General features: G+C 69.2%; 18 protein-coding genes and 1 pseudogene. 11 read left to right on the top strand and 8 right to left on the bottom strand.

Features of this window, described 5'->3' with window-relative positions; all coding sequences use genetic code 11:
- Positions 1 to 89 precede the first annotated feature (89 nt).
- Positions 90 to 2,210 (bottom strand): glycogen debranching protein GlgX, encoded by a 2,121-nt coding sequence (gene glgX / locus QFZ67_RS08490; RefSeq protein WP_307660486.1) that lies wholly within the window; start codon positions 2,208 to 2,210, stop codon positions 90 to 92.
- Positions 2,211 to 2,509: 299 nt separating this feature from the next.
- On the opposite strand from glgX, the gene QFZ67_RS08485 reads away from it, so the two are divergent.
- Together QFZ67_RS08485 and QFZ67_RS08480 are read left to right on the top strand one after the other, a co-directional pair.
- Positions 2,510 to 3,742 carry an SAV2148 family HEPN domain-containing protein gene (locus QFZ67_RS08485; protein ID WP_307660485.1) on the top strand — a complete coding sequence of 411 codons (1,233 nt, stop codon included), beginning with the start codon at positions 2,510 to 2,512 and terminating at the stop codon, positions 3,740 to 3,742.
- A gap of 72 nt (positions 3,743 to 3,814) precedes the next feature.
- Positions 3,815 to 4,537, top strand: a complete 723-nt coding sequence (locus tag QFZ67_RS08480; RefSeq protein ID WP_307660484.1) for a 3'-5' exonuclease — start codon at positions 3,815 to 3,817, stop codon at positions 4,535 to 4,537.
- A 61-nt stretch (positions 4,538 to 4,598) separates the two neighbouring features.
- Here the strand turns inward: QFZ67_RS08480 and QFZ67_RS08475 are convergent, their stop codons facing one another.
- Entirely contained in the window at positions 4,599 to 5,450 is an 852-nt protein-coding gene (locus QFZ67_RS08475) for a phosphotransferase enzyme family protein (RefSeq protein WP_307660483.1), read from the bottom strand.
- A 123-nt stretch (positions 5,451 to 5,573) separates the two neighbouring features.
- Between QFZ67_RS08475 and QFZ67_RS08470 the strand changes: the two genes are divergently transcribed.
- From QFZ67_RS08470 to mgt, 4 genes are all read left to right on the top strand, one after another.
- Entirely contained in the window at positions 5,574 to 6,518 is a 945-nt protein-coding gene (locus QFZ67_RS08470) for a carbohydrate ABC transporter permease (RefSeq protein WP_373430213.1), read from the top strand.
- Positions 6,515 to 7,357 (top strand): carbohydrate ABC transporter permease, encoded by an 843-nt coding sequence (locus QFZ67_RS08465; RefSeq protein ID WP_307660482.1) that lies wholly within the window; start codon positions 6,515 to 6,517, stop codon positions 7,355 to 7,357. Before QFZ67_RS08470 ends, QFZ67_RS08465 begins: the two co-directional genes overlap by 4 nt.
- On the top strand, positions 7,357 to 8,652 hold the full coding sequence (locus tag QFZ67_RS08460) for an ABC transporter substrate-binding protein (protein WP_307665770.1): 1,296 nt from the start codon (positions 7,357 to 7,359) through the stop codon (positions 8,650 to 8,652). Before QFZ67_RS08465 ends, QFZ67_RS08460 begins: the two co-directional genes overlap by 1 nt.
- Positions 8,653 to 8,899: 247 nt before the next feature.
- Positions 8,900 to 10,105, top strand: coding sequence for a macrolide-inactivating glycosyltransferase (gene mgt, locus QFZ67_RS08455; protein ID WP_307660481.1), 1,206 nt, complete (start codon positions 8,900 to 8,902; stop codon positions 10,103 to 10,105).
- A gap of 233 nt (positions 10,106 to 10,338) precedes the next feature.
- Here mgt and QFZ67_RS08450 read toward each other — a convergent pair whose 3' ends face one another.
- Positions 10,339 to 12,615, bottom strand: coding sequence for an MMPL family transporter (locus QFZ67_RS08450; RefSeq protein WP_307660480.1), 2,277 nt, complete (start codon positions 12,613 to 12,615; stop codon positions 10,339 to 10,341).
- 368 nt (positions 12,616 to 12,983) lie between these two features.
- Between QFZ67_RS08450 and QFZ67_RS08445 the strand changes: the two genes are divergently transcribed.
- The 5 genes and pseudogenes from QFZ67_RS08445 to QFZ67_RS08420 all read left to right on the top strand — a co-directional run bounded on the left by QFZ67_RS08445 (position 12,984) and on the right by QFZ67_RS08420 (position 16,751).
- The gene (locus QFZ67_RS08445; RefSeq protein ID WP_307660479.1) at positions 12,984 to 14,183 is read left to right on the top strand and encodes a S8 family peptidase; all 1,200 of its coding nucleotides are present in this window, start codon (positions 12,984 to 12,986) and stop codon (positions 14,181 to 14,183) included.
- 77 nt (positions 14,184 to 14,260) lie between these two features.
- Positions 14,261 to 14,809: a DUF1697 domain-containing protein gene (locus QFZ67_RS08440; protein WP_307660478.1), complete on the top strand. Its 549-nt coding sequence runs from the start codon at positions 14,261 to 14,263 to the stop codon at positions 14,807 to 14,809.
- A gap of 237 nt (positions 14,810 to 15,046) precedes the next feature.
- Positions 15,047 to 15,382: pseudogene (locus tag QFZ67_RS08430) on the top strand (ketopantoate reductase C-terminal domain-containing protein); the annotation flags it as partial.
- Positions 15,383 to 15,472: 90 nt separating this feature from the next.
- Positions 15,473 to 16,093, top strand: a complete 621-nt coding sequence (locus QFZ67_RS08425) for a DsbA family protein (protein WP_307665769.1) — start codon at positions 15,473 to 15,475, stop codon at positions 16,091 to 16,093.
- Between the two features lie 73 nt (positions 16,094 to 16,166).
- Positions 16,167 to 16,751, top strand: a complete 585-nt coding sequence (locus QFZ67_RS08420; RefSeq protein WP_307660477.1) for a TIGR03086 family metal-binding protein — start codon at positions 16,167 to 16,169, stop codon at positions 16,749 to 16,751.
- A 62-nt stretch (positions 16,752 to 16,813) separates the two neighbouring features.
- On the opposite strand, the gene QFZ67_RS08415 is transcribed toward QFZ67_RS08420, so the two are convergent.
- The 5 genes from QFZ67_RS08415 to QFZ67_RS08395 all read right to left on the bottom strand — a co-directional run bounded on the left by QFZ67_RS08415 (position 16,814) and on the right by QFZ67_RS08395 (position 21,973).
- Positions 16,814 to 17,560 (bottom strand): sirohydrochlorin chelatase, encoded by a 747-nt coding sequence (locus QFZ67_RS08415; protein WP_307660476.1) that lies wholly within the window; start codon positions 17,558 to 17,560, stop codon positions 16,814 to 16,816.
- Positions 17,561 to 17,568: 8 nt separating this feature from the next.
- Positions 17,569 to 18,474 carry an ABC transporter permease gene (locus tag QFZ67_RS08410; protein WP_307660475.1) on the bottom strand — a complete coding sequence of 302 codons (906 nt, stop codon included), beginning with the start codon at positions 18,472 to 18,474 and terminating at the stop codon, positions 17,569 to 17,571.
- Positions 18,461 to 19,261, bottom strand: a complete 801-nt coding sequence (locus QFZ67_RS08405; RefSeq protein WP_307660474.1) for an ABC transporter ATP-binding protein — start codon at positions 19,259 to 19,261, stop codon at positions 18,461 to 18,463. The genes QFZ67_RS08410 and QFZ67_RS08405 overlap by 14 nt, the downstream gene beginning before the upstream one ends.
- A gap of 33 nt (positions 19,262 to 19,294) precedes the next feature.
- Positions 19,295 to 20,410, bottom strand: a complete 1,116-nt coding sequence (locus QFZ67_RS08400; protein WP_307660473.1) for an aliphatic sulfonate ABC transporter substrate-binding protein — start codon at positions 20,408 to 20,410, stop codon at positions 19,295 to 19,297.
- Between the two features lie 219 nt (positions 20,411 to 20,629).
- A complete protein-coding gene (locus tag QFZ67_RS08395) occupies positions 20,630 to 21,973 on the bottom strand; it encodes a sulfate adenylyltransferase subunit 1 (protein ID WP_307660472.1) in 1,344 nt (447 codons plus the stop codon).
- Position 21,974 lies beyond the last annotated feature (1 nt).

The following is a 21,974-nucleotide window of genomic DNA, read 5'->3' as shown; positions in this document are numbered from 1 at the left end:
CGAAGCGCCGGCTCTCACCCTGACGAGCACCCTCGCGGAGCCCGGCGGCCCACGACGTCGGGCTCGGCCGGCCCTTGCGGCGTCGGCGGCTACGCGGGCCGCCGCAGCACCGTCAGGCTCCGCCCCACCAGCCGCACCCGCTCCCCGGCCGCCACCTTCGGGCCCTCGCCCGGCGGGACTCCCTCCTTGCGTGCCGTGTCCACGACCACCTGCCACTGCCTTCCGTGGTTCACCGGCACCGCGAAGTCCAGATCCTCGGCGCTCGCGTTGAACATCAGCAGGAACGAGTCGTCGGCGATCCGCTCGCCGCGCGGTCCCGGCTCCGAGATCGCGTGGCCGTTCAGGAACACCGACAGCGCCTTCGCATGCACCGCCTGCCAGTCCCGCTGGACCATCTCCTCGCCCTCGGGGGTGAACCACGCGATGTCGGACAGCTCGTCGTGCGTCCCCTCCACCGGCCGCCCGTGGAAGAACCTGCGCCGCCGGAACACCGGATGGTCCCGCCGCAGCCACACCATCGCCCGGGTGAAGGCCAGCAGCGTGCCGTCCTGGTCCGTGCCTGGCTCCGGCCAGCGCACCCAGGAAACCTCGTTGTCCTGGCAGTACGCGTTGTTGTTGCCGCCCTGCGTACGCGCGAACTCGTCGCCGTGGCTGAGCATCGGCACACCCTGCGAGAGCATCAGCGTCGCGATGAAGTTGCGCATCTGCCGCTCGCGCAGATCCAGCACCTCGGGGTCGTTCGTATCGCCCTCGACCCCGCAGTTCCACGACCGGTTGTGGCTCTCGCCGTCGCGGTTGCCCTCGCCGTTCGCCTCGTTGCGCTTCTCGTTGTACGAGACCAGATCGTGCAGGGTGAACCCGTCGTGGCAGGTCGTGAAGTTGATGGAGGCCAGCGGCCGCCGCCCGTCGTCCTGGTAGAGATCGGACGAGCCCGTCAGCCGGGAGGCGAACTCCGCCAGTGTCCGCGGCTCGCCCCGCCACAGGTCCCGTACACAGTCCCGGTACATGCCGTTCCACTCGGTCCACAGCGGCGGGAAGTTCCCCACCTGATAGCCGCCCTCGCCCACGTCCCACGGCTCGGCGATCAGCTTCACCTGGCTGACCACCGGATCCTGCTGCACCAGGTCGAAGAACGACGACAGCCGGTCCACCTCGTGGAACTGCCGGGCCAGCGTCGCCGCGAGGTCGAAGCGGAAGCCGTCGACATGCATCTCGGTCACCCAGTAGCGCAGCGAGTCCATGATCAGCTGGAGCACATGGGGGCTGCGCATCAGCAGCGAATTTCCGGTCCCCGTCGTGTCGGTGTAGTAGCGCGGATCGTCGGACAGCCGGTAGTACGAGGCGTTGTCCAGGCCCCGGAAGGAGAGGGTGGGGCCGAGGTGATTGCCCTCCGCAGTGTGGTTGTAGACGACGTCGAGGATGACCTCGATGCCCGCCTGGTGCAGCGCCCGCACCGCCTGCTTGAACTCCAGCACCTGCTCGCCCCGGTCGCCCCAGGAGGCGTAGGCGTTGTGCGGCGCGAAGAACCCGATGGTGTTGTAGCCCCAGTAGTTGTTCAGCTTCGCGTCCACCAGCCGGTGGTCGTTGACGAACTGGTGCACCGGCATCAATTCGAGCGTCGTGACGCCCAGTTCCGTCAGATGCGAGATCACCGCGGGATGCGCGAGCCCGGCGTACGTACCGCGCAGCTCCGGCGGCAGCTCCGGATGCAGCATCGTGAGGCCCTTCACATGGGCCTCGTAGATCACCGTCCGGTGGTAGTCGATACGCGGCGGCCGGTCGTCGCCCCAGTCGAAGTACGGGTTGACCACGACCGATGTCATCGTGTGCGGCGCCGAGTCGAGGTCGTTGCGGGAGTCCGGCTTGCCGAAGTGGTAGCCGTACACGGTCTCGCCCCAGTCGATGCTGCCGCTGATCGCACGTGCGTACGGATCGAGGAGCAGCTTCGCGGAGTTGCAGCGCTGCCCGCGCTCGGGCGCGTACGGACCGTGGACCCTGAATCCGTACCGCTGACCCGGCATCACGCCCGGCAGATACGCGTGCCGTACGAACGCGTCGGTCTCGCGGAGCTCCACCGCGGTCTCGGAGCCGTCGTCGTGCAACAGGCACAGCTCAATGCGTCGGGCGGCTTCGGAGTACACCGCGAAGTTGGTGCCGGCGCCGTCGTACGTGGCACCGAGGGGATACGCCTGTCCCGGCCAGACCTGCATAGATATGACTCTTCCACTTCTGTTCCGGGTGCTGGGGGGCACTTGGCCCAGATCCTCCCCGAAAGTATCGCCGGTGAGGGGCCCCGACGGCGGTGGACGACGCGGTCAACATCGGGTTCGTTGTGTCGCCCCGGGACGCAACCGCTATGAATCCGCTCACTACGGCAGATCTTGCCTGGCAGAACGGCCATATTTGACAAGGGAGTTGGGAAAGTACACTGCCGATCCGGCTGCACCGTGTCCCGCAGGCGGAGTAGTCTTCCTTGATCGTTGAAGGGGTCTGGGAAGGCGGTGCGCGGGTGAGCTCGGGAGGGCTGGAGCTTCCCCCCGGTGACGCAGGTCACGAGGGGGACTCCACCGACGTCCCGCCCGGAGCGGTCTCCCTCGCCAGACCGATGGAGATCGGGGCGGAACTGGACTGGGGCGCGGACGCCTGGAGCGAAGTGCGTACGCGCGCCCAGCGTGCCGGGCGGGCCTACATCTGGCTGAACCTCGTGGAGCAGCGGCTGCGGGCCGTGGTGGCAGCCGTACTGCGCCCCATCTACGAGCCCGTGCACGGCGACGACTGGGTGGTGGCCGCGGCCGGGCCCGCGGGGCAGGAGTGGGTGCAGCGCGCGGTCGCGGTGCGGGAGGTCTCCCGCCGCAAGGGCTATCTCCTCGATCCGGCGGACGACAATGTCCTGTCTTTCCTCACCCTTCCTCAGCTGCGCGAACTGATGGTCCAGCACTGGCCCTGCTTCGAGCCTTACTTCGACGACCGGCGCGACGTCGAGCTGGCGCTGGACGAGCTGGAGGTCGCGCGCAATGTCGTATCGCGCAACCGGGCGCTGAACGAGGCGGTCCTCGCCCAGGCCGAGCGCGCCTCCGCCCGTCTGCTGGAGATACTCGACAGCGGCGCGGGTGTCCCCTCCGCCGACCGCCTGCCGGTCGACGCGGTCGAGGATCTCGTCGGCGACCGCTACGCGGACGTGGTCTCCGTCCACCCCGACCGGGTCCGGCTGCAGCGCCAGCTCCCGGCCGAAGACCTCTTCGGCGGCGCGCGCCGCCTCGACGCGATCGGCATAGGCCTGAACCTCCTGGTCCAGAACTTCTCCGGACGCCGCCTGGTCCGGCTGGCCGAATCGGGCTGCCGGGTCCGCCTTGTCTTCCTGAACCCGGCGAGCAGTGCGGTCAAGCGCAGGGAGCGCGAACTGGGCCTCAAGAAGGGGGAGTTGAGCCGCACAGTGGAGATGAACATCCTTCATATGCGCCGCGTACGCTCCCGTCTGCGCGACCCGGGAGCGTTCGAGATCCAGGTCTTCGACGAGACCCCCCGCTTCACGGCCTATCTGGTCGACGGCGACGGTCCCGACGGTCTGGCCGTCGTTCAGTCCTATCTGCGCAGGGCACGGGGCATGGAGGCGCCGGTGCTGGTGCTGCGGGGCGGCGGGCGGGCGGTCGTGCGTGCGGGGCACGACAGTGAGAACGGACTCTTTCAGACATACCGTGAGGAGTTCGAGTCCGTATGGGCGGACTCACGTCCCGTCTCCTGAGTTGTCAGTGGCGCGTGGGAGGGTGAGTACCCACTGGGGGAAAGCACCACCGCACCACGAAGGAGGGCCACGATGGCTTGGCACGGGGAACCGCTGGTCGGCTTCGATCTGGAGACGACGGGCACGGAGCCGCTGGAGGCGCGGATCGTGACGGCCGCGATCGTCGGGGTCCGGGCGGGGGAGCCCGTGCGGCGGCGGGGGTGGCTGGCGGACCCCGGGATCCGCATCCCCGCGCAGGCGTCGGCGATCCACGGCATCAGCAGCGAACGGGCGACGGCGGAGGGACGTCCGGCGCGCGAGGTGGCGGACGAGATCGCGGAGACGCTGACGGGGTACTGGGCGGAGAGCGTGCCGGTCGTCGCGTACAACGCGGCATTCGATCTGACGCTGCTCACGGCCGAGTTGCAGCGCCACGGCCTGCCCTCACTGAGCGACCGGCTGGCCGGACGCCCGATCGGCCCAGTGATCGATCCGTACACCATCGACCGCGCGGTCGACCGCTATCGAAAGGGCAAGCGCACGCTGGAGGCGGTCTGCGTCGAGTACGGCGTGATCCTGGACGCGGCCCACGATGCGTCGGCAGACGCTCTGGCGGCGGTTCGGGTGGCCTGCGCCATAGCGGAACGCCATGCTCCGGTGGCCGCGCTGACACCGGCTGAGCTGCATGAGCGTCAGATCGACTGGTACGCGGAGTGGGCGGCGGACTTCCAGCGCTTCCTGCGGAAGAAGGGCAGCCCCGAGGCGGTGGTGGACGCGTCCTGGCCGTTGCGGGAACTGGTGCCGACGACGGGCTGAGCCCGGGTCAGAACGCGTACCAGCTGAGCTCGGGTCAGAACGAAAACCAGCTGAGCCCCGGTCAGAACGCGTACCAGCGGACCCCGCGCGCGTCCTGGCGCAGGGAGGCGACCCGGCGGGCGAACTCCTCGCGCGCCTTCGGATTTGCCGGGGCATGCTGCGCCACCCATGCGCAGCTCGCCGTTTCGCGTGCGCCGCGCAGGACGTCGCAGCCTTCCCACTCGCGCACGTCCCAGCCGTACTCCGCGGTGAAGGACTCGTACGCCTCGGGCGCCAGGCCGTACCGGTCGAGGGACAGCGCCATGACCACCAGGTCGTGTTCGCGCAGGTCCCCCGAGAACGTCTCCAGGTCCACCAGGACCGGGCCGTCCGGTCCCACATGGACGTTGCGCGGGAGCGCGTCGCCGTGGATCGGGCCCGGAGGCAGGTGGGGAGTCAGCGCGGACGCCGCCGCGGCGAAACCGTCGCGGCGCTCGCGCAGGTACGCCGCGTCCGCCGGGTCGATCGCGTCGCCCGCCAGCCGCAGCCAGCGCTCGACGCCGCCGAGCAACTCCCGCCGCGGCAGGGCGAACGACGGCGAGGGCAGCGCATGGATCAGGCGCAGCAGCCGCGCCAGATCCGCGGGCTCGGCCGGACGCACCGCAGCCGGCAGCCGGTGCCAGACCGTCACCGGATGGCCCTCCACCAGGCGGGCCTTCGGCTCGGCCGGCCGGACCGCGGGCACGCCCGCCTCCGACAGCCACGCCCCGACGGCCAGTTCGCGCTCCGCCCGCGCCAGCAGCTCCGCGTCCCGGCCGACCTTGACGACCACATCGCCCGCCACGAACACCGCGTTCTCACCGAGCGCCAGCAGCGACGCGTCGGCGGGGAGCCCCGCGGCCGTCAGTACCTCGCGTGCCCGTGTCTCGTCCATGGGCGCAAAGTCTCGCATCCGTGCAGGCTGCCTTGACGAACCGACGGACCGTCAGCACGATGACGGGGGCCGCCGGGGCGGCCGGACCAGGTCGAGCCGCCCGAAGGAGTCGAATCCGTGACATTGGCGAGCGCAGCGCCGCGGTCCGGAGAGCCGGGGCCCAGCAGGCCGCGGCCCGGCAAGCCGCGGCCCGTCAGACACCTGGACCACGGGGCCTGGTTCCTCGTACTGCCTGCCCTGATACCGATCCTGGTGCTCAGCGTCGGGCCGCTGCTCTACGGCATCTCGCTGGCCTTCACCGATTCCCAGGCCGGCCGCACCGAGCCCACCGAGTGGATCGGGACGCTCAACTTCCAGGACCTGGCGCACGACACGCTCTTCTGGGACTCCTTCCGCATCGGCCTGCTCTGGGCCGTCGGCGTGAGTGTCCCGCAGTTCGTGCTCGCCCTCGGCCTCGCTCTGCTGCTCAACCAGAACCTCCGCTTCCGCTGGCTGACGCGCGCCCTCGCGATCATTCCCTGGGCCATGCCCGAGGTCGTCGTCGCCATCATGTGGCGGCTCGTCTACAACCCCGACGCGGGCATCCTCAACGAGACCATCCGCGACCTGGGCCTCGGAGACGGCAGGGACTGGCTGACCGGCCTCGCCACCGCGCTGCCCGCCGTGATCGTCGTCGGCATCTGGGCCGGCATGCCGCAGACCACCGTCGCGCTCCTCGCCGGGCTCCAGAACACGCCGTACGAACTCCACGAAGCCGCGGCCCTCGACGGCGCGGGTGCCTGGCGCCGGTTCCGCACCGTCACCTGGCCCGCCCTCAAGCCCGTCGCGCTCGCCATCACCGCGCTCAACTTCATCTGGAATTTCAACTCCTTCGCCCTGGTGTACGTGCTCACCAACGGCGGCCCCGGCGGACGCACCCGCCTCCCCATGCTCTTCGCCTACGAAGAGGCCTTCCGCTACGGCCAGTTCGGGTACGCCGCCGCGATGGGCTGCGTCATGGTCGCGGTGATCTCGGTGATGCTCGCCCTCTATCTCGTAGGACGGCTCAAGGGAGGCGATGAAAAGTGACGGCACTGCGCACCAGCAGGTCCGGCCGCGCCGGCCAGTACCTCGCGCTCCTGTGCTACCTCGTTTTCCTCGCGTTCCCCTTCCTGTGGCTGATCTCCACCGCCTTCAAGCCACCGCGCGAACTGGGCTCCCTGCACCCCACCTGGATCCCCGAGGACCCGACCCTCGACAACTTCCGGCAGGCCTTCGACGAACAGCCCCTCCTCCAGGCCGCCGCCAACAGCCTGATCGCGGCGCTCGCCGCAGCCCTGATCGCCGTGGTGATCGCCACGCCCATGGCGTACGTAATGGCCCGTCACCGCAGCAAGCTCTCCACCGCCGCCACCGGCTGGGTCGTGGTCAGCCAGGCGTTCCCGTTCGTCCTGGTGATCATTCCGCTGTTCCTGATCCTGAAGAACCTGCATCTGATCAACACCCTGTTCGGACTGATCATGGTGTACGTCGTGTGGGCGCTGCCGTTCGCGCTCTGGATGCTGGTCGGATACGTACGGGCCGTGCCGCGCGAACTGGAGGAGGCCGCGGCCGTCGACGGCGCGGGCAGGCTCCGCACGCTCGTCTCGGTCACCGCACCGCTGCTCGCGCCCGGCATCGTCGCCACCGCGCTCTTCGCCTTCATCACCGCATGGAACGAGTTCTTCTTCGCGCTCGTCCTACTCAAGACCCCGGAGAAGCAGACCTTGCCGGTCGTCCTCACACACTTCCTCGGTGCGGAGGGCGCCGCCGACCTGGGCCCGCTCGCCGCGGCCGCGTTCCTCGCGACGCTCCCCTCGCTCGTCATCTTCGCGATCATCCAGAAACGGATCACGGGCGGGATGCTGGCAGGGGCGGTGAAGTCATGATGCGCGCACGACTGCTGACGGCACTCACCGCCGCCCTCGCGCTGCTGCTGACCGGCTGCACGGACGGCGACGGCTCCGGCGCCGACGGGAAGATCACGCTCCGCTTCCAGTCCCTGGCCTGGCAGAAGGAGTCCGTCGACGCCAACAAGGAGCTGGTGAAGGAGTGGAACGCGAGCCACCCCGACATCCAGGTCCAGTACGTCCAGGGCAGCTGGGACAGCGTCCATGACCAGCTGCTGACCTCCTTCGAGGGCGGCGAGGCGCCGGACATCATCCATGACGCCTCCGACGACCTCGCCGACTTCGCGTACGGCGGCTATCTCGCCGATCTGAGCGAGCTGCTGCCCGAGCGCCTCAAGGCCGACATCCCGCAGCGGAGTTGGCAGACGGCGACCTTCGGCAAGGGGATCTACGGCGTTCCCTTCCTGCAGGAGCCGCGCGTCCTGTTCGCCAACAAGAAGATCCTCGACTCCTCCGGGATCCGCGTCCCGACCGCCGGGAAACCCTGGAGCTGGGAGGAGTTCCGGCAGGTCACCAAGGCTCTGACGGAGAAGATGGGACCGGGGAAGTACGGCGTCGCCTGGCCGCTCAAGGAGCCGGTCTCTCTCACCCTCAATCTCGGTCTGTCGGCAGGCGGTCAGCTCTTCCACCGCGGCGACGACGGCAAGGTCACGATCAGATTCACGGACGGCGACGGGGTGGTGCCCGGCACCGTCCACGACCAGGTCAACGCCGACAAGAGCGCGTCGCGCAGCACCCTTGGCATGGGCGGTTCGGACACCCTGCCCGGCTTCTTCGGCGGCAAGTACGCGATGGTCCCGCTCGGCTTCTCGTACCGGCAGCAGATTGTGCAGCAGGCGCCCGAGGGCTTCGAATGGACGGTGCTGCCCGCCCCGGCCGGACCCGATGGCCCGGCCCAGGGAGTAAGCCCGCAGACTCTCTCGGTCGCCGAGGACAGTCCGTACAAGAAGGAGGCGGCGCAGTTCATCGACTTCATGCTGGGTCCGCAGAACATGGTGCGGCTGGCGAAGGGCGACTGGATGCTGCCGACCGGTACGCAGGCGCTGGCCGACCCGTCGCTGCACACCGAGAAGGACGGCTGGGCCACCGGCGCGGCGCTCGCGCGGGATCTGCGGTCCGCGCCCGCGCAGTCGGTGCGCGGCTATCCGGAGTGGAAGGACAAGGTGGCGACGCCGGCGCTGCAGGAGTACTACAGCGGCGCGATCGACGCCGATGAGCTGGAGAAACGGCTGGTGAAGGACGGGAATCTGGTGCTGGCCCGCTATCAGCGCTAGGCGTTCGCGCGTGGTGACCAGTCGGTCCACCAGCCTGCTGGGATTGCTGCCGCTCTCGCAGACCAGCAGCGCCGCCAGGCCGGACATGCCGAGCGGCTGCCGCTCGGCGAGCAGCCGCAGAACCTCCGCCTGAGCGGGCGTCACTCCCAACGGGCATAGTGCCTGGGCGAGTTGCCGTTCACCACTGTATGAATCGGGTGAATGAATCAGGTTGCACGAGACGTATCGTCTCGCTTAAGGTTGCGGCATGACCGAACCCCAGCGTGCCCATATCGCCATGTTCTCCATCGCCGCTCCAGGGCATGTGAACCCCAGCATCGAGGTCATCCGGGAGCTCGTCGCCCGCGGGCACCGCCTCAGTTACGCGATCCCCGCGTCCTATGCCGACAAGGTCGCCGCGACCGGCGCCGAGCCGGTGATCTACACCTCCACGCTCCCCACGGAGGACGAACCGGAACTGTGGGGTACGGAACTGATCGACAACATCGGGCCGTTCCTGAACGACGCGATCCAGGTGCTGCCGCAGCTGGCGGCGGCGTTCGAGGGGGACGAGCCGGATCTGGTCATCCATGACATCACCTCGTATCCGGCGGTCGTCCTCGCCCACCGGTGGGGCGTACCCGCGATCTCGCTCTCGCCGAACCTCGTTGCCTGGGAGGGGTACGAGGAGGAGGTGGCAGGGCCGATGTTCGCGGAGCTGAAGGCATCCGAGCGGGGCCAGGCGTACTACGCGCGCTTTTGCGCCTGGCTCGCCGAGAACGGCATCGACACCCATCCCGACCCCTTCGTCGGCCGGCCCGCGCGGTCGATCGTGCTGATCCCGAAGGCGCTTCAGCCGCACGCCGACCGGGTCGACGAGTCCGTCTACTCCTTCGTCGGCGCGTGCCAGGGCGACCTGAAGGAACAGGGGGAGTGGCAGCGACCGGCCGGTGCGGACAAGGTACTGCTGGTCTCGCTCGGCTCGGCCTTCACCAAACAACCCGCCTTCTACCGCGAGTGCGTGAAGGCGTTCGGCGATCTGCCGGGCTGGCATGTGGTGCTGCAGATCGGCCGGTACGTCGACGAGTCGGAGCTGGGTGAGGTTCCGGCCAATGTCGAGGTGCACCGATGGGTGCCGCAACTGGCGATCCTGCGCCAGGCGGACGCCTTCATCACCCACGCGGGCGCGGGCGGCAGCCAGGAGGGCCTGGCGACGGCCACCCCGATGGTCGCGGTCCCACAGGCGGTCGACCAGTTCGGCAACGCCGACATGCTCGTCGGCCTGGGCGTGGCCTGTCGGCTCGACTCGGAGACGGCGACGGCGGATGAGCTGCGGGAGGCGGTGCTGGGGCTGACGGGAGATCCCGAAGTGGCGCGGAAACTGAAGGAGATCGGCGTCGGGATGGCGTCGGAGGGGGGCACGATGCGTGCGGCGGACCTGATCGAGGCGGAGCTCGGCGACCGGCAGGGCTGAGGTTACTGCTTGTCCTCAGCGCCGGACGGGCTTGAATGTGCCGCCTGTCGCAGAAATTCGGCCGTCCGGAGCAGACCCGGTACGCCCTTCGGGCGTGTCCTCAATCGCCGGACGGGCTGAAGTCAAGCCCGTCCGGCGATTGAGGACTGGGGGTCCCCCCCATGCCCGCCAGGGCATAGGGGGCGGGTCTGGGGCGGAGCCCCAGCCAGGGGCCCCGTCCCCGTGCGTAACCGCTAGACCCGTACCCGGTCCGGCCTGTCGTCGTCGTGGCGCGCGGCCGCGACCGAGGCCGGACCAACCGCCGGCTCGTCGTGTGTCAGATCCGGCAGCCACCGCAGCCACTTCGGGAAGTACCAGTTGCGCTCGCCCAGCAGCGCCATGATCGCCGGGAGCAGCACCCCGCGGATGATCGTCGCGTCGATCAGGACCGCCGCCGCAAGACCCACGCCCATCTGCTTCATCGACTGCATCGACAGCGTGCCGAAGATCGCGAACACCGCCACCATGATGACCGCCGCGCTCGTCACCACACCGGCCGTCGTCACCACTCCGTGCGTGATCGCGTCCCGCGTGTCGCGCCCCTGCATCTTCGCCTCGCGGATCCGCGACACCACGAACACGTGATAGTCCATCGAGAGCCCGAACAGGATCACGAACAGGAACAGCGGCAGCCAGGCGATGATCGCGCCCACGCCCTCCGCGCCGAACGCCGACGCGCCCCAGCCGTGCTGGAAGACGGCCGTCAGGATGCCGTAAGCCGCCCCCACCGACAGCAGGTTGAGCACGATCGACGTGATCGCGATCGTCAGCGAGCGGAACGACAGCAGCATCAGCACGAAGGCGAACACCACCACGAAGGCGAAGACCGGCGCCACCGCCCCACCGAGCTGGTCGTTGAAGTCCTTCGACCCCGCGACCTGACCGCTGATCGGCGCCTCAAGTCCGTCTATCTGGCCCAGGGTGGCAGGCCGGACGTCGTTGCGCAGGATGGCCAGGCTCTTCTCGGCCTTGTCCTGGTCGGAGCCGCCCACCAGGGGTACGTATACGAACGCGAGGTTCTGCGCGTCGTGCGTCACGACCTCGACCGGGCCACGGGACGCGCCCGAACTCACCGCCTGCTTACGGAATTCGGCGATCGCCTGCCGTACCGGCGCCGCGTTGATGTCGTCCGCCTTGACGATGACCTCCGCGGGATCCGCCCCGCCGGGGAACGCCTCGTTGATCCGCTCGTACGTCGCCACGATCGGCACCGAGTCGCCGAACTCCTGGTCCAGCGTGAAGTTCTGGGTCTTCATGCCGACCGCGGGCAGCGCGATCGCCACCAGCGCGCCCGCCGCGACGAGCAGCGACACCAGGGGCCGCTTCAGTACGCCGCCGAGCACCCAGGTCCATACGCGGCTCTCGCCGCCGGTGCCGCCGGTGCCGTCGGCGCCGCGCTTCAAGCGGTTGAGGAAGGGGATGCGGCCCTTCTCGACCCGGTCACCGAGCAGCGAGAGCAGCGCCGGCAGCACCGTCACCGAGCCGACCATCGCCACGGCCACCACGATCAGCGAGGCCAGGCCCATCGACTCGAACTCGCCGATCCCGGTGAAGAGCATGCCGGCCATGGCCACGCACACCGTCACGCCGGAGACGATGACGGCCCGCCCGCTGGTCGCCGCGGCGATCTGCATCGCTGTCTGCCGGTCGCGCCCCGCGGCCCGCTCCTCGCGCTCACGCCGCAGATAGAAGAGGCAGTAGTCGACGCCGACCGCCAGACCCACCAGCAGCATCACAGAGCTTGCTGAATCGCTCATCGGCTGGAGATGGCTGACGACACCCATCAGTCCCATCGTGGCCACGATCGCGGTGATCGCCAGAGCTACCGGCAGCAGCGCAGCCACCAGGGCGCCGAAGGCGATCAGCAGAATGCCGAGCGCGACCGGCACCGCCGAGAGCTCCGCCTGCTGGAAGTCGTCACCGAAAGCGTCGTCGAAGGTCTTGTTCATGCTGGCGCTGCCGATCTCCTCGATCCGCAGCTCCTTGTGCCCGTCCTGGACCTTGGCAACGGCCTGCAGAACCGGCTCGATCCGGTCGCTCGCCGTTTCTGGATCACCGCGCACATTGAATTGGACGAGCGCACTGCGCCCGTCCTTGGAAATGCTCTTGGTGTCGTACGGAGAAGTCACCGCGGTTACTTCACCGGTGCCGCCGACCGCCTTCACCACCGCGTCGACGGCCTTGCGGAACTGAGGGTCGGTCGCCTTCGTTGTGTCGTCCTTGGCCTGGACGAGCACGGTCTCGCCGGCCGGCTCCTCGACGCCCGCCTCCTCCGTGATCCGCGACGCCTGGGTCGTCTCACCCTTCAGCTGATCGCTGTCCTTGAGCTCCACCGTGCCCACGGCCGAACCGGCAACCGTGGTGAGAAGGACGAACAACACCCAGATTCCCACGGCAGCCCAGCGGTGCTGCGCACTCCAGCCGCCGGCCCGCGCGGCGATTCCGCGCGGTCTTCCTCCTGCGTTTCCCATGACAGCCCTGTCCCCTTGAGCATGACGTCGGCGCGGCGCCGTCGTCCCCGCTTCGAAGCTATGGGCTCATTCAGGCCTTCTCCTCCTGCTCGCCGGTGACCCCGCTGGGCGGTTCACTCCTCCTTTCGGACCGGTCGGATCCCCGACAAGAAGGATCGAAGCCCCTTACATGTATGGGGGGTTGAGGGTGAAGTCCGACTTGTGCGACCCTGGCCGATTTCTTATTACGAAACCTTGTTGTCTAAGTCACAGCTGTATGAAGGTCTTGATCTGAGCCCGTCAATCGGTCAGGGTTTCGAACCAGCCCCCGGAGATTTTCCGTCCGCGGGCCAATCCCCCCACAAATGATGACGAGGAGACCCCTCTTCATGGCAACTCACAAGCGCGCGAGCAGGATCAAGCTCACCGCGGCGATAACCGCCGTGGCTGCCGCAGCAGGAGTGACCGTACTCAGCACGTCCTTCGCCGGAGCGGCGACTCCTGCCCAGGGCACCATCTACGGCGCGAACGCCGAAGGTGCCGTCGCGGGCAGCTACATCGTGCTGCTGGACAAGAAGGCCGACAAGCAGGACCTGGCCAAGGAGTACGGCGGCAAGCTGCAGCGCAACTACAGCTCCGCCGTCAACGGCTTCTCCGCCAGCGGCCTTTCGGAGACCGAGGCCAAGCGCCTCGCCGCCGACCCGGCCGTCGACAAGGTCGTCCAGAACAAGAAGTTCTCGATCAACGCGACTCAGGACAACCCACCGTCCTGGGGTCTGGACCGGATCGACCAGGCCGACACCGCCGGCGACAAGAAGTACACCTACCCGGACAGCGCGGGCGAGGGTGTCACGGCGTACGTCATCGACACCGGAGTCCGCATCTCCCACAAGGACTTCGAGGGTCGCGCGGCCCACGGCTTCGACGCCGTCGACAACGACGACTCCGCCGACGACGGCAACGGCCACGGCACCCATGTCGCCGGCACCATCGCCGGTGCCGCCCACGGCGTCGCCAAGAAGTCGAAGGTCGTCGCCGTCCGCGTCCTCGACGACAACGGCTCAGGCACCACCGAACAGGTCGTCGCGGGCATCGACTGGGTCACCAAGAACCACCAGGGCCCGTCCGTCGCCAACATGAGCCTCGGCGGCGGCGCCGACGAGGCGCTCGACGAGGCCGTCCGCAAGGCGATCGCCTCCGGTGTCACCTTCGCCGTCGCGGCCGGCAACGAGTCCACCGACGCGAGCCAGGGCTCCCCGGCGCGCGTCAAGGAAGCCATCACCGTGGCCTCCTCGACCAAGGACGACGCGCAGTCGGAGTTCTCCAACTTCGGCCAGATCGTGGACATCTACGCCCCGGGCTCGGACATCACCTCGGCGTGGAACGACAGCGACGAGGGTACGAAGACCATCTCCGGCACCTCCATGGCGACGCCGCACGTCGTCGGCGCCGCGGCGGTCTACCTCGGCGCCCACCAGGACGCCACCCCGGAGCAGGTGGCCACGGCGCTGACCGACGGCGCCACGGCCGACAAGATCACCAATCCCAGCGAGGGCACGCCCAACAAGCTGCTGAAGGTCGTCGAGTAACCGACGCTCTCCATCGCTGAACCGGCGGTCGCCGTGCCCTCCCCCACGGGGCGCGGCGGCCGTCCTATGGTGTGCCCATGACCACGAGGTATGCGGCACTCCTGCGCGGAATCAACGTGGGCGGGCACAAGAAGGTGCCGATGGCCCAACTCCGCGAACTGCTCACGGAACTGGGCCACGGCGACGTCGCCACGTATCTACAGAGTGGCAATGCCGTCTTCACCAGCGACTCGGACGACGAGAACGCCATCTGTGCCGCGTTGGAACGGGCCATCGCGAAGCGCTTCGGCTTCGGCGTCGACTGCCTGGTGCGCAGCGGTCCGTATCTGCGCGCGGTGGCCGAGGCGTGCCCCTTTCCCGCCGCGTCGCTGGAGGGCAAGCAGCTGCACGTCATCTACTTCTCGGAGCCGGTCGGCCCCGAGCGGCTCGCGTCGATCGACGCGGCGGCGTATCTGCCGGAGGAGTTCCGGCTCGGTGACCGGGCGCTGTATCTGTACGCGCCGAACGGCCTCGGCCGCTCCAAACTCGCCGAAGCGCTCGGAAAGCCGAGCCTGTTCAGGGGCACCGTCGCCACCAGCCGCAACTGGAACACCGTCGTCAAACTGGCGGAGCTGACGCGTGAGTGAAGGCTGATCGCCGAAGGCCGATCACGGAAGACCGATCACCGAAGGGCGGCGCGATCCTCCTCCGAGAGCCGGATCGCGCCCGCGTCCAGGTTCTCCTCCAGATGTGCGAGCGAGCCGGTGCCCGGCGTCGGACACAGCACCGTGCGCGACGGCGGTCTGCGGCTGACCACACCCGACGGCAGGCACACTCACCGGCTGCCCGTTGTCGAAGGACCGCAGCAGCTGGGCGAGTTGCGCGAGGACGATGTGCTGGTACTGGCCGCGGGCATCGAGGCCGCCGGCGAGGAGGAGCAGATACGGGCCCGCGCCGAGAAGGTCCGGCTCGAGCCCCTCTGCGGCTCCGAGCGCGGCGGCGGCTCGTCCTGGCAGTCGCTCAACCGCGGCACGGGCACGATCGAGGCCGACTACCTCAACGGCGAGATCGCCCTGTTGGGCCGACTGCATGGCGTTCCGACGCCCGTCAATGACGTCCTCCAGCGCGTGGCGAACAGTTTCGCCCGCGAGCGCAGGGCAGCCGGCTCGATGTCCGTCGCCGAGCTGACCGCGCTCGTCGACGCCGAAATGGACCAGTGAATCAGCTCGTGAGTGGCCCAGGATTCCGGGCCACTTCATGGCTAGCCTCAAGGCATGACCACTGACGTGACCACTGACGTGACCACTGGCATGACCACTGAGAAGAACAACATCGCAGTCGATTTCTGGTTCGACCCCGCCTGCCCTTTCGCCTGGATTACCTCTCGCTGGATGCTGGAGGTCGAGCGGCAGCGCGACATCGCGCTGAACTTCCGGCCGATGAGTCTGTATCTGCACAACATCGGCAATGAACTGCCTCAGTGGTACCGAGAGTTGGTCGACAAGTCGATCGGTCCCGTACGGGTGGCGGTCGCCGCGGCCGAGCAGCACGGCGACACGATCCTGCGCGGCCTCTACACCGCCTTCGGCACCCGCATCCACGAGCGCAAGACCGAGGACTTCGACGAGGTGATCGCCCAGTCCCTGGCCGAACTCGGCCTGCCCGCGTCGCTCGCCAAGGCGGCGCACGACGAGTCGTACGACGAAGCGGTGCGCCGCAGCCACGACGCGGGCAAGGACCCGGCGGCCGACGCCTATGTCGGCACGCCCACCATCCATGTCGACGGCACGGTCTGGTTCGGCCCGGTGCTCAACTCCGTCCCGCGTGGCGAGGAGGCGGCGCGGCTCTTCGACAGCTTCCGGGTCATCGCCGGACACCGGGACTTCTTCGAGCTGAAGCGCACCCGCACCGGCAGCCTGAACTTTGACTGACGGGGGGACCGGCCCGCCCGGCCGTCGCGTTTGTTCAAGACCATGCCCCGCGCCCGTCCCTAGGGTGCCGGGCATGGACATGGACAGCGTGTACCCCTACCTGACCGAGTGCGCGAGCGAAGCCGCCCGCATCGCCCGCGGCGTCACCGCCGACCAGCTGTCCGCGCCGACGCCCTGCAAGGAGTGGGACGTCCGCGGACTCGTCAGTCATCTCGTGCTCTACTCCTCCCACGGCCTCGAACACCGCGCCCTGCGCAAGCAGCTCCCCGACGAGCTCACCAGTCGCGACTTCACCGCCGACGCCGACTGGGCCGAGCGGTACGCCGCCCAGCTGGACCGCGCCGTCGCCGCCTGGTCCGACCCGGCCGTCTGGAAGGGCGACGTGGACCTGGGCTTCACCTCGATGCCCGCACCCGAGATCGCCGCGCTGATCACCAAGGAACTGGCCGTCCACGGCTGGGACCTGGCCCACGCGACCGGGCAGCAGTGCCGGATCTCCGACGATGCCGCGGCGCTGGTCCTGTCCGTCGTCGACGAGCACGCCGAGGTCTACCGTCAGTACGGCGGCTTCACCGATCCCGTACCGCTGCCGGACTCGGCCCCTGCCTTCGAGCGCGCCCTGGCCGGCTCCGGCCGCGACCCGCGCTGGACGCCCTAGCCGCCGTGCTCAGCGAGCCGTGCTCAGCGAGCCGTGCTCGGCCAGCCGTGCTCAGCCGCCGCTCAGCCCGCCGCCGCGACCCGCTCCTCGACCCGCGCCTCGTCGAAGCGCCGCAGCAGCAGCCGTGCCAACTCCGGTGCAGCGCCGAGGACATCGGCGATGACGTCCGCCTCGCGGGCCCCGGCGGCGATACGGTCCGGGAGGCGGCCGGGAGCGATGACGTACGGAGCCACCGCCACCCGGCGGACGCCCTCGGCCCGCAGTTGTCCTACCGCGTCCTCGGTGCGGGGAAGGGATGCGGAGGCGAACGCAGGCCGCACGGCGCACCAACCGGTGTGCCGCAGCTCCCGCGCGATTTCAGCGATCACTGCGATCGCCTCCGGGTCTGTGGAGCCCGCCGAGGCCAGCACCAGGCCGGTCGAGCGCTTACGGGACGGGTCGAGCCCCGCCTCGTACAGCCGTCGCTCCAGGGCGGACAGCAGCAGCGGCGACGGGCCGAGGACCTCGGCCTGGCGGATCCGCAGGCGCGGCAGGCGCGCCGACGCCTCGTGCAGTACGGCGGGGATGTCGGCCTTGGCGTGGAAGGCGCGGGTCAGCAGCAGCGGCAGCGCGACCACATCCTCGACGCCCTCGGCGGCCAGCCGCTCCAGCACCCGCGGTACGGCAGGGGCGTTGAAGTCCAGGAAGCCCGTCTCCACGCGCAGCCCCGGCCGCAGCGACCTGGCCCGCTCCACCAGGGCGTGCACGGTCGCCGCATGCCGCGGGTCGCGGCTGCCGTGGGCGATGACGAGGAGAACAGGGCTGCGCATGGAGGTGCTCAGTTCTTGACGAGGAGACCGCGGCTGCGCAGCACCCGCCGCTCCAGCGGGCTGAAGATCAGCAGGTCGATGGCGATGCCGACGATCAGGATGAGGATGATGGCGAGCAGCACGCCGGGCATGTCGGCGTTGTTGCGCCCGTTCTCCAGCAACTGGCCGAGCCCCAGGCCCAGATCGGGCGAGGACGCGATGATCTCGGCGGCCATCAGCGAGCGCCAGGAGAACGCCCAGCCCTGCTTGAGGCCCGCCAGATAGCCGGGCAGCGCGGCCGGCATGACCACGTGCCAGATGCCCCGGTACCCGATGGCGCCCAGGGTCCGGCCCGCCCGCAGGAACAGCGGCGGCACCTGGTCCACTCCGGAGACCAGCCCGTTGGCGATCGAGGGGACCGCGCCGAGCAGGATCACCGCGTACATCATCGAGTCGTTGAGGCCGAGCCAGATCACCGCCGGAGCCACCCAGGCGACCGAGGGCAGCGCCTGGAGGCCGGAGAGGATCGGTCCGATCGCCGCACGGACGAACTTCACCCGGGCGACGAGCAGTCCGAGCGGGGTGCCGATGGCGAGTGCCAGCACAAAGCCGAACAGGCCACGCGAGACGCTGGTCCAGACGACATCGAGCAGCGTGCCCTGTACCCACTGCTCGGCCACGCTGTCCCACACCGAGGACGGGGCGGGCAGCTTGTAGTCCTCGGTGACCTTCGCCCAGACCAGCACCTGCCAGACGACCAGCACGAGGGCCACGGCCAGGATGGGCGGCAGCACCTTCTGCAGCAGCACCTGGTGCACCGGGGTGCGATGGACCTGTACGGCGTCCAGTGCGTCCAGGCCGGCTTCGAGGCCGGCGAGGTCGTCGGCCTTCGTGCCTGCCTTTGCGACGTCGTCGCGAACCTCAGTGCTGGCCATGGCGGCGGATCTCCCCACGCAGTTGTTCAGTGATCTCGACGGACAGCTCCGCGACGTCGGCGTCCTCAATACGGCGCGGCTGCGGGATGTCCACGGTCCACTCGTGCGCGATCCGGCCCGGCCTGGAGGACAGCAGCACCACACGCTCGGCGAGCCGCACGGCCTCGCGGACGTTGTGGGTGACGAACAGGACCGAGACGTTCGTCTCGCGCCAGATCCGCGTCAGCTCGTCGTGCAGGACGTCCCGGGTGATGGCGTCGAGCGCGGCGAACGGCTCGTCCATCAGCAGCAGTTCGCTGTCCTGCGCCAGCGCACGCGCCAGCGCCACGCGCTGGCGCATGCCGCCGGAGAGCTCGTGCACCCGCTTGCCGTACGCGCCCTGGAGCCGTACCAGCTCAAGGAGGCGCTCCGCTTCGGCGCGCCGCTCGGACTTGGCGACGCCGCGCAGCCGCAGCGCCAGTTCGATGTTCTTGCCCGCGGTCAGCCACGGGAAGAGTGCGTGCTCCTGGAACATCAGGGCGGGCCGCCCGCCGGGGGTCTCGATGGTCCCCGCGGTCGGGCGGTCGAGCCCCGCGACCAGGTTGAGCAGGGTGGACTTACCGCACCCCGACGCCCCCAGGAGGGTGACGAACTCGCCCGGCGCGACATCAAGGGTGATGTCGTCCAGCACAAGCTGCCGCCCGGACGGACCGCCGAAGGACTTCGAGACATGCTCGATACGGGCGGCGTGTGTCACCGCGGCACGGTCATCGGCCTGGGCCTTGTCCTTGGTGAGGGTGGTGGCCATGGTCGTCACCTCCTGGGAACGTGGGCGGGTGGACTACTTGACGCCGAGACCGGCGTCGGTGACCTCGGGCTGCCCTGCGGCCTTGAGCACCTTGTTGAGGAGCGTCAGGTCGTAGATCCCCTTCAGGTCGGGTTCCTTCAGCAGACCGGACGCGACCGAGTGCTGCGCCTGCGTGTTCAGCGTGGCGGCCAGCGGGTCATTGGTGATCTGGATGCTCGGCCAGGCCAGGTCGATGACCTTGGCGGGGAGCTCCTTGCCGGTCTCCTCCTTGAGGGCGGCGTTGGCCGAGGCCTTCGCCTTGTCCGGGTTGGCGTTGATCCACTCGTTGGTCTTCACGGTGCCGCGCAGTACGGCCTCGACGACGTCCGGGTGCTCCTTGAGGAAGCTCTGCTTCACGATGATGTTCGTGATCACGAACTTCTTGTCGGGCCACAGGGTGGACTCGTCGAGCAGCACCTTCGCGCCCTCGGAGACCAGTTTGGACGCGGTCGGCTCCGGCACCCAGGCGCCGTCGATGGCACCGGACTTGTAGGCGTCCGGGGTCACCTTGTTGTCCGTACGGACCACGGAGACGTCGCCCTTGCCGCTCTGGGCGTCGACCTTCCAGCCCTTCTCGGAGATCCAGTTGAGGAAGGCGACATCCTGGGTGTTGCCCAGCTGCGGGGTGGCGATCTTCTTGCCCTTGACGTCGTCCAGGGTCTTGATCTTGTCCGGGTTGACGACCAGCTTCACGCCACCCGATGCGGAGCCGGAGACGATCTGCAGGTTCTGGCCCTTGGCCTTCGTGTAACCGTTGATGGAGGGGGAGGGGCCGATGAAGCCGATGTCGATGCTGCCCCCGTTGAGGGCCTCGATCTCGGACGGACCGGCGTTGAAAGCCTGGGGGGCAACCTTGGTGCCGCCCAGCTCCTTCGCGATGAGGCCTTCCTGGAGGCCCACCAGAGCGGTGGCGTGCGTGAGGTTCGGGAAGTAGCCGATCTTCACGGTGTCGGCGGAGAGCTTCTTACCGCCGGCGGCGACGTTGGCCTTCTTGCCGTCGTCCTTCTTGGCCTCGGAGCCGTAGCCGCAAGAGGCGAGCGCGCCGATCAGCAGCGGCAGGGCGGCGGCCGCGGCGAGGCTGCGACGCAGGGTGGTACGGGTGGCAGGCACGGGAGGGTTTCCTCTCGGAGGCCCGGTTCTTACGTCACTTCGGACGCGGCCGGGAAGTCGGCATATCTTCGTTTGTGCAGGGTGCGGGGGGTGCGGGCGCGCAGGCAGTGCGCGTACGTCATCGCGCACATCGCGCAACCCCGCCCGTGCCCGCGCCGAGGGCGCCGCTGCCGACGCGGCCGCCCTCCTTCGCGAACGTCGCGTAGAAGTCGGTGGACATCAGAAGTCCCACCCCTCGTCGTCGGTCACCTGCACGGCCTCGGCGGTCGCGGTGAACGAGTCCCCCGCCATGCCGGCCGCCAGCGTGGTGCCGTCCGCGGGGTCGATCAGCAGGAACGACCCGGTACGGCGGGAGTCGGCGTACGAGTCGAGCGCGAGCGGCTCGGCGGTACGGATCTTGACCCGGCCGATGTCATTGGCGACCAGCTGCCCGGGGTTCGGGTGCTGGGACAGGTCGTCGAGGGTCAGCCGGGACGGGATCTCCTTGACGATCGCCTTCACCGTGCGGGTGGTGTGCTTGAGCAGCACCCGCTGGCCGACGGCGAGCGGCTGGTCCGCGACATGGCAGACCGTCGCCTCGACGTCCTGCGTGGTCGCGGGCGCGTCGCCGCTCGGCACGATCAGGTCGCCCCGCGAGATGTCGATGTCGTCCTCGAGCAGGAGGGTGACGGACTGCGGGGTCCAGGCGATGTCCACCGACTGGCCCAGCAGGTCGATCCCGGCGATCTTCGAAGTGCGGCCCGCCGGCAGGACGGTCACCTGCTCGCCGACCCGGAACGTGCCCGCGGCGATCTGCCCCGCGTAGCCCCGGTAGTCGGGGTGCTCGGCGGTCTGCGGACGGATCACGTACTGCACCGGCAGCCGGGCGTGGCAGCCCGTCAGATCGTGGCTGACCGGGACCGTCTCCAGGTGCTCCAGTACGGTCGGGCCGCCGTACCAGTCCATGTTCGCGGAGGGGTCCACCACGTTGTCACCGGCCAGCGCCGAGATCGGGATCGCGGTGATCTCGGGGACGCCCAGGGAAGCGGCGTACGCGGTGAACTCCTCGGCGATCGCGGCGAAGACGGGCTCGGCGTAGTCGACGAGGTCCATCTTGTTGACGGCTAGGACGACATGCGGGACGCGCAGCAGGGCGGCGACCGCGGCATGGCGGCGGGTCTGCTCGACCACGCCGTTACGGGCGTCGACCAGCACGACGGCCAGCTCGGCAGTGGACGCGCCGGTGACCATGTTCCGGGTGTACTGCACATGCCCGGGGGTGTCGGCGAGGATGAACCGCCTGCGCGGCGTCGCGAAGTAGCGGTACGCGACATCGATGGTGATGCCCTGCTCCCGCTCGGCCCGCAGACCATCGGTGAGCAGCGCCAGGTCCGGGGTCTCCTGGCCACGCGAGCGGGAGGCGTGCTCGACGGCTTCCAGCTGGTCGGTGAGGATCGACTTGGAGTCGTGCAGCAGTCGCCCGACGAGGGTGGACTTGCCGTCGTCGACGGAGCCGGCGGTGGCGAAGCGCAGCAGGGTGGTGGCCGAGAGCTGCTCGGCCAACTGGATGTCACGTGTGGTCATG

Source organism: Streptomyces sp. V1I1 (assembly GCF_030817355.1).
Classification (GTDB): domain Bacteria; phylum Actinomycetota; class Actinomycetes; order Streptomycetales; family Streptomycetaceae; genus Streptomyces.
This window is presented reverse-complemented; position numbering and strand designations above follow the sequence as displayed.

Coding starts and splice junctions, on each gene's coding strand:
- glgX (WP_307660486.1), bottom strand. CDS start 2,210: ATGCAGGTCTGGCCGGGACAGGCGTATCCCCTCGGTGCCACGTACGAC.
- QFZ67_RS08480 (WP_307660484.1), top strand. CDS start 3,815: ATGGCTTGGCACGGGGAACCGCTGGTCGGCTTCGATCTGGAGACGACG.
- QFZ67_RS08475 (WP_307660483.1), bottom strand. CDS start 5,450: ATGGACGAGACACGGGCACGCGAGGTACTGACGGCCGCGGGGCTCCCC.
- QFZ67_RS08460 (WP_307665770.1), top strand. CDS start 7,357: ATGCGCGCACGACTGCTGACGGCACTCACCGCCGCCCTCGCGCTGCTG.
- mgt (WP_307660481.1), top strand. CDS start 8,900: ATGACCGAACCCCAGCGTGCCCATATCGCCATGTTCTCCATCGCCGCT.
- QFZ67_RS08450 (WP_307660480.1), bottom strand. CDS start 12,615: ATGGGAAACGCAGGAGGAAGACCGCGCGGAATCGCCGCGCGGGCCGGC.
- QFZ67_RS08445 (WP_307660479.1), top strand. CDS start 12,984: ATGGCAACTCACAAGCGCGCGAGCAGGATCAAGCTCACCGCGGCGATA.
- QFZ67_RS08440 (WP_307660478.1), top strand. CDS start 14,261: ATGACCACGAGGTATGCGGCACTCCTGCGCGGAATCAACGTGGGCGGG.
- QFZ67_RS08425 (WP_307665769.1), top strand. CDS start 15,473: ATGACCACTGAGAAGAACAACATCGCAGTCGATTTCTGGTTCGACCCC.
- QFZ67_RS08420 (WP_307660477.1), top strand. CDS start 16,167: ATGGACATGGACAGCGTGTACCCCTACCTGACCGAGTGCGCGAGCGAA.
- QFZ67_RS08415 (WP_307660476.1), bottom strand. CDS start 17,560: ATGCGCAGCCCTGTTCTCCTCGTCATCGCCCACGGCAGCCGCGACCCG.
- QFZ67_RS08410 (WP_307660475.1), bottom strand. CDS start 18,474: ATGGCCAGCACTGAGGTTCGCGACGACGTCGCAAAGGCAGGCACGAAG.
- QFZ67_RS08405 (WP_307660474.1), bottom strand. CDS start 19,261: ATGGCCACCACCCTCACCAAGGACAAGGCCCAGGCCGATGACCGTGCC.
- QFZ67_RS08395 (WP_307660472.1), bottom strand. CDS start 21,973: ATGACCACACGTGACATCCAGTTGGCCGAGCAGCTCTCGGCCACCACC.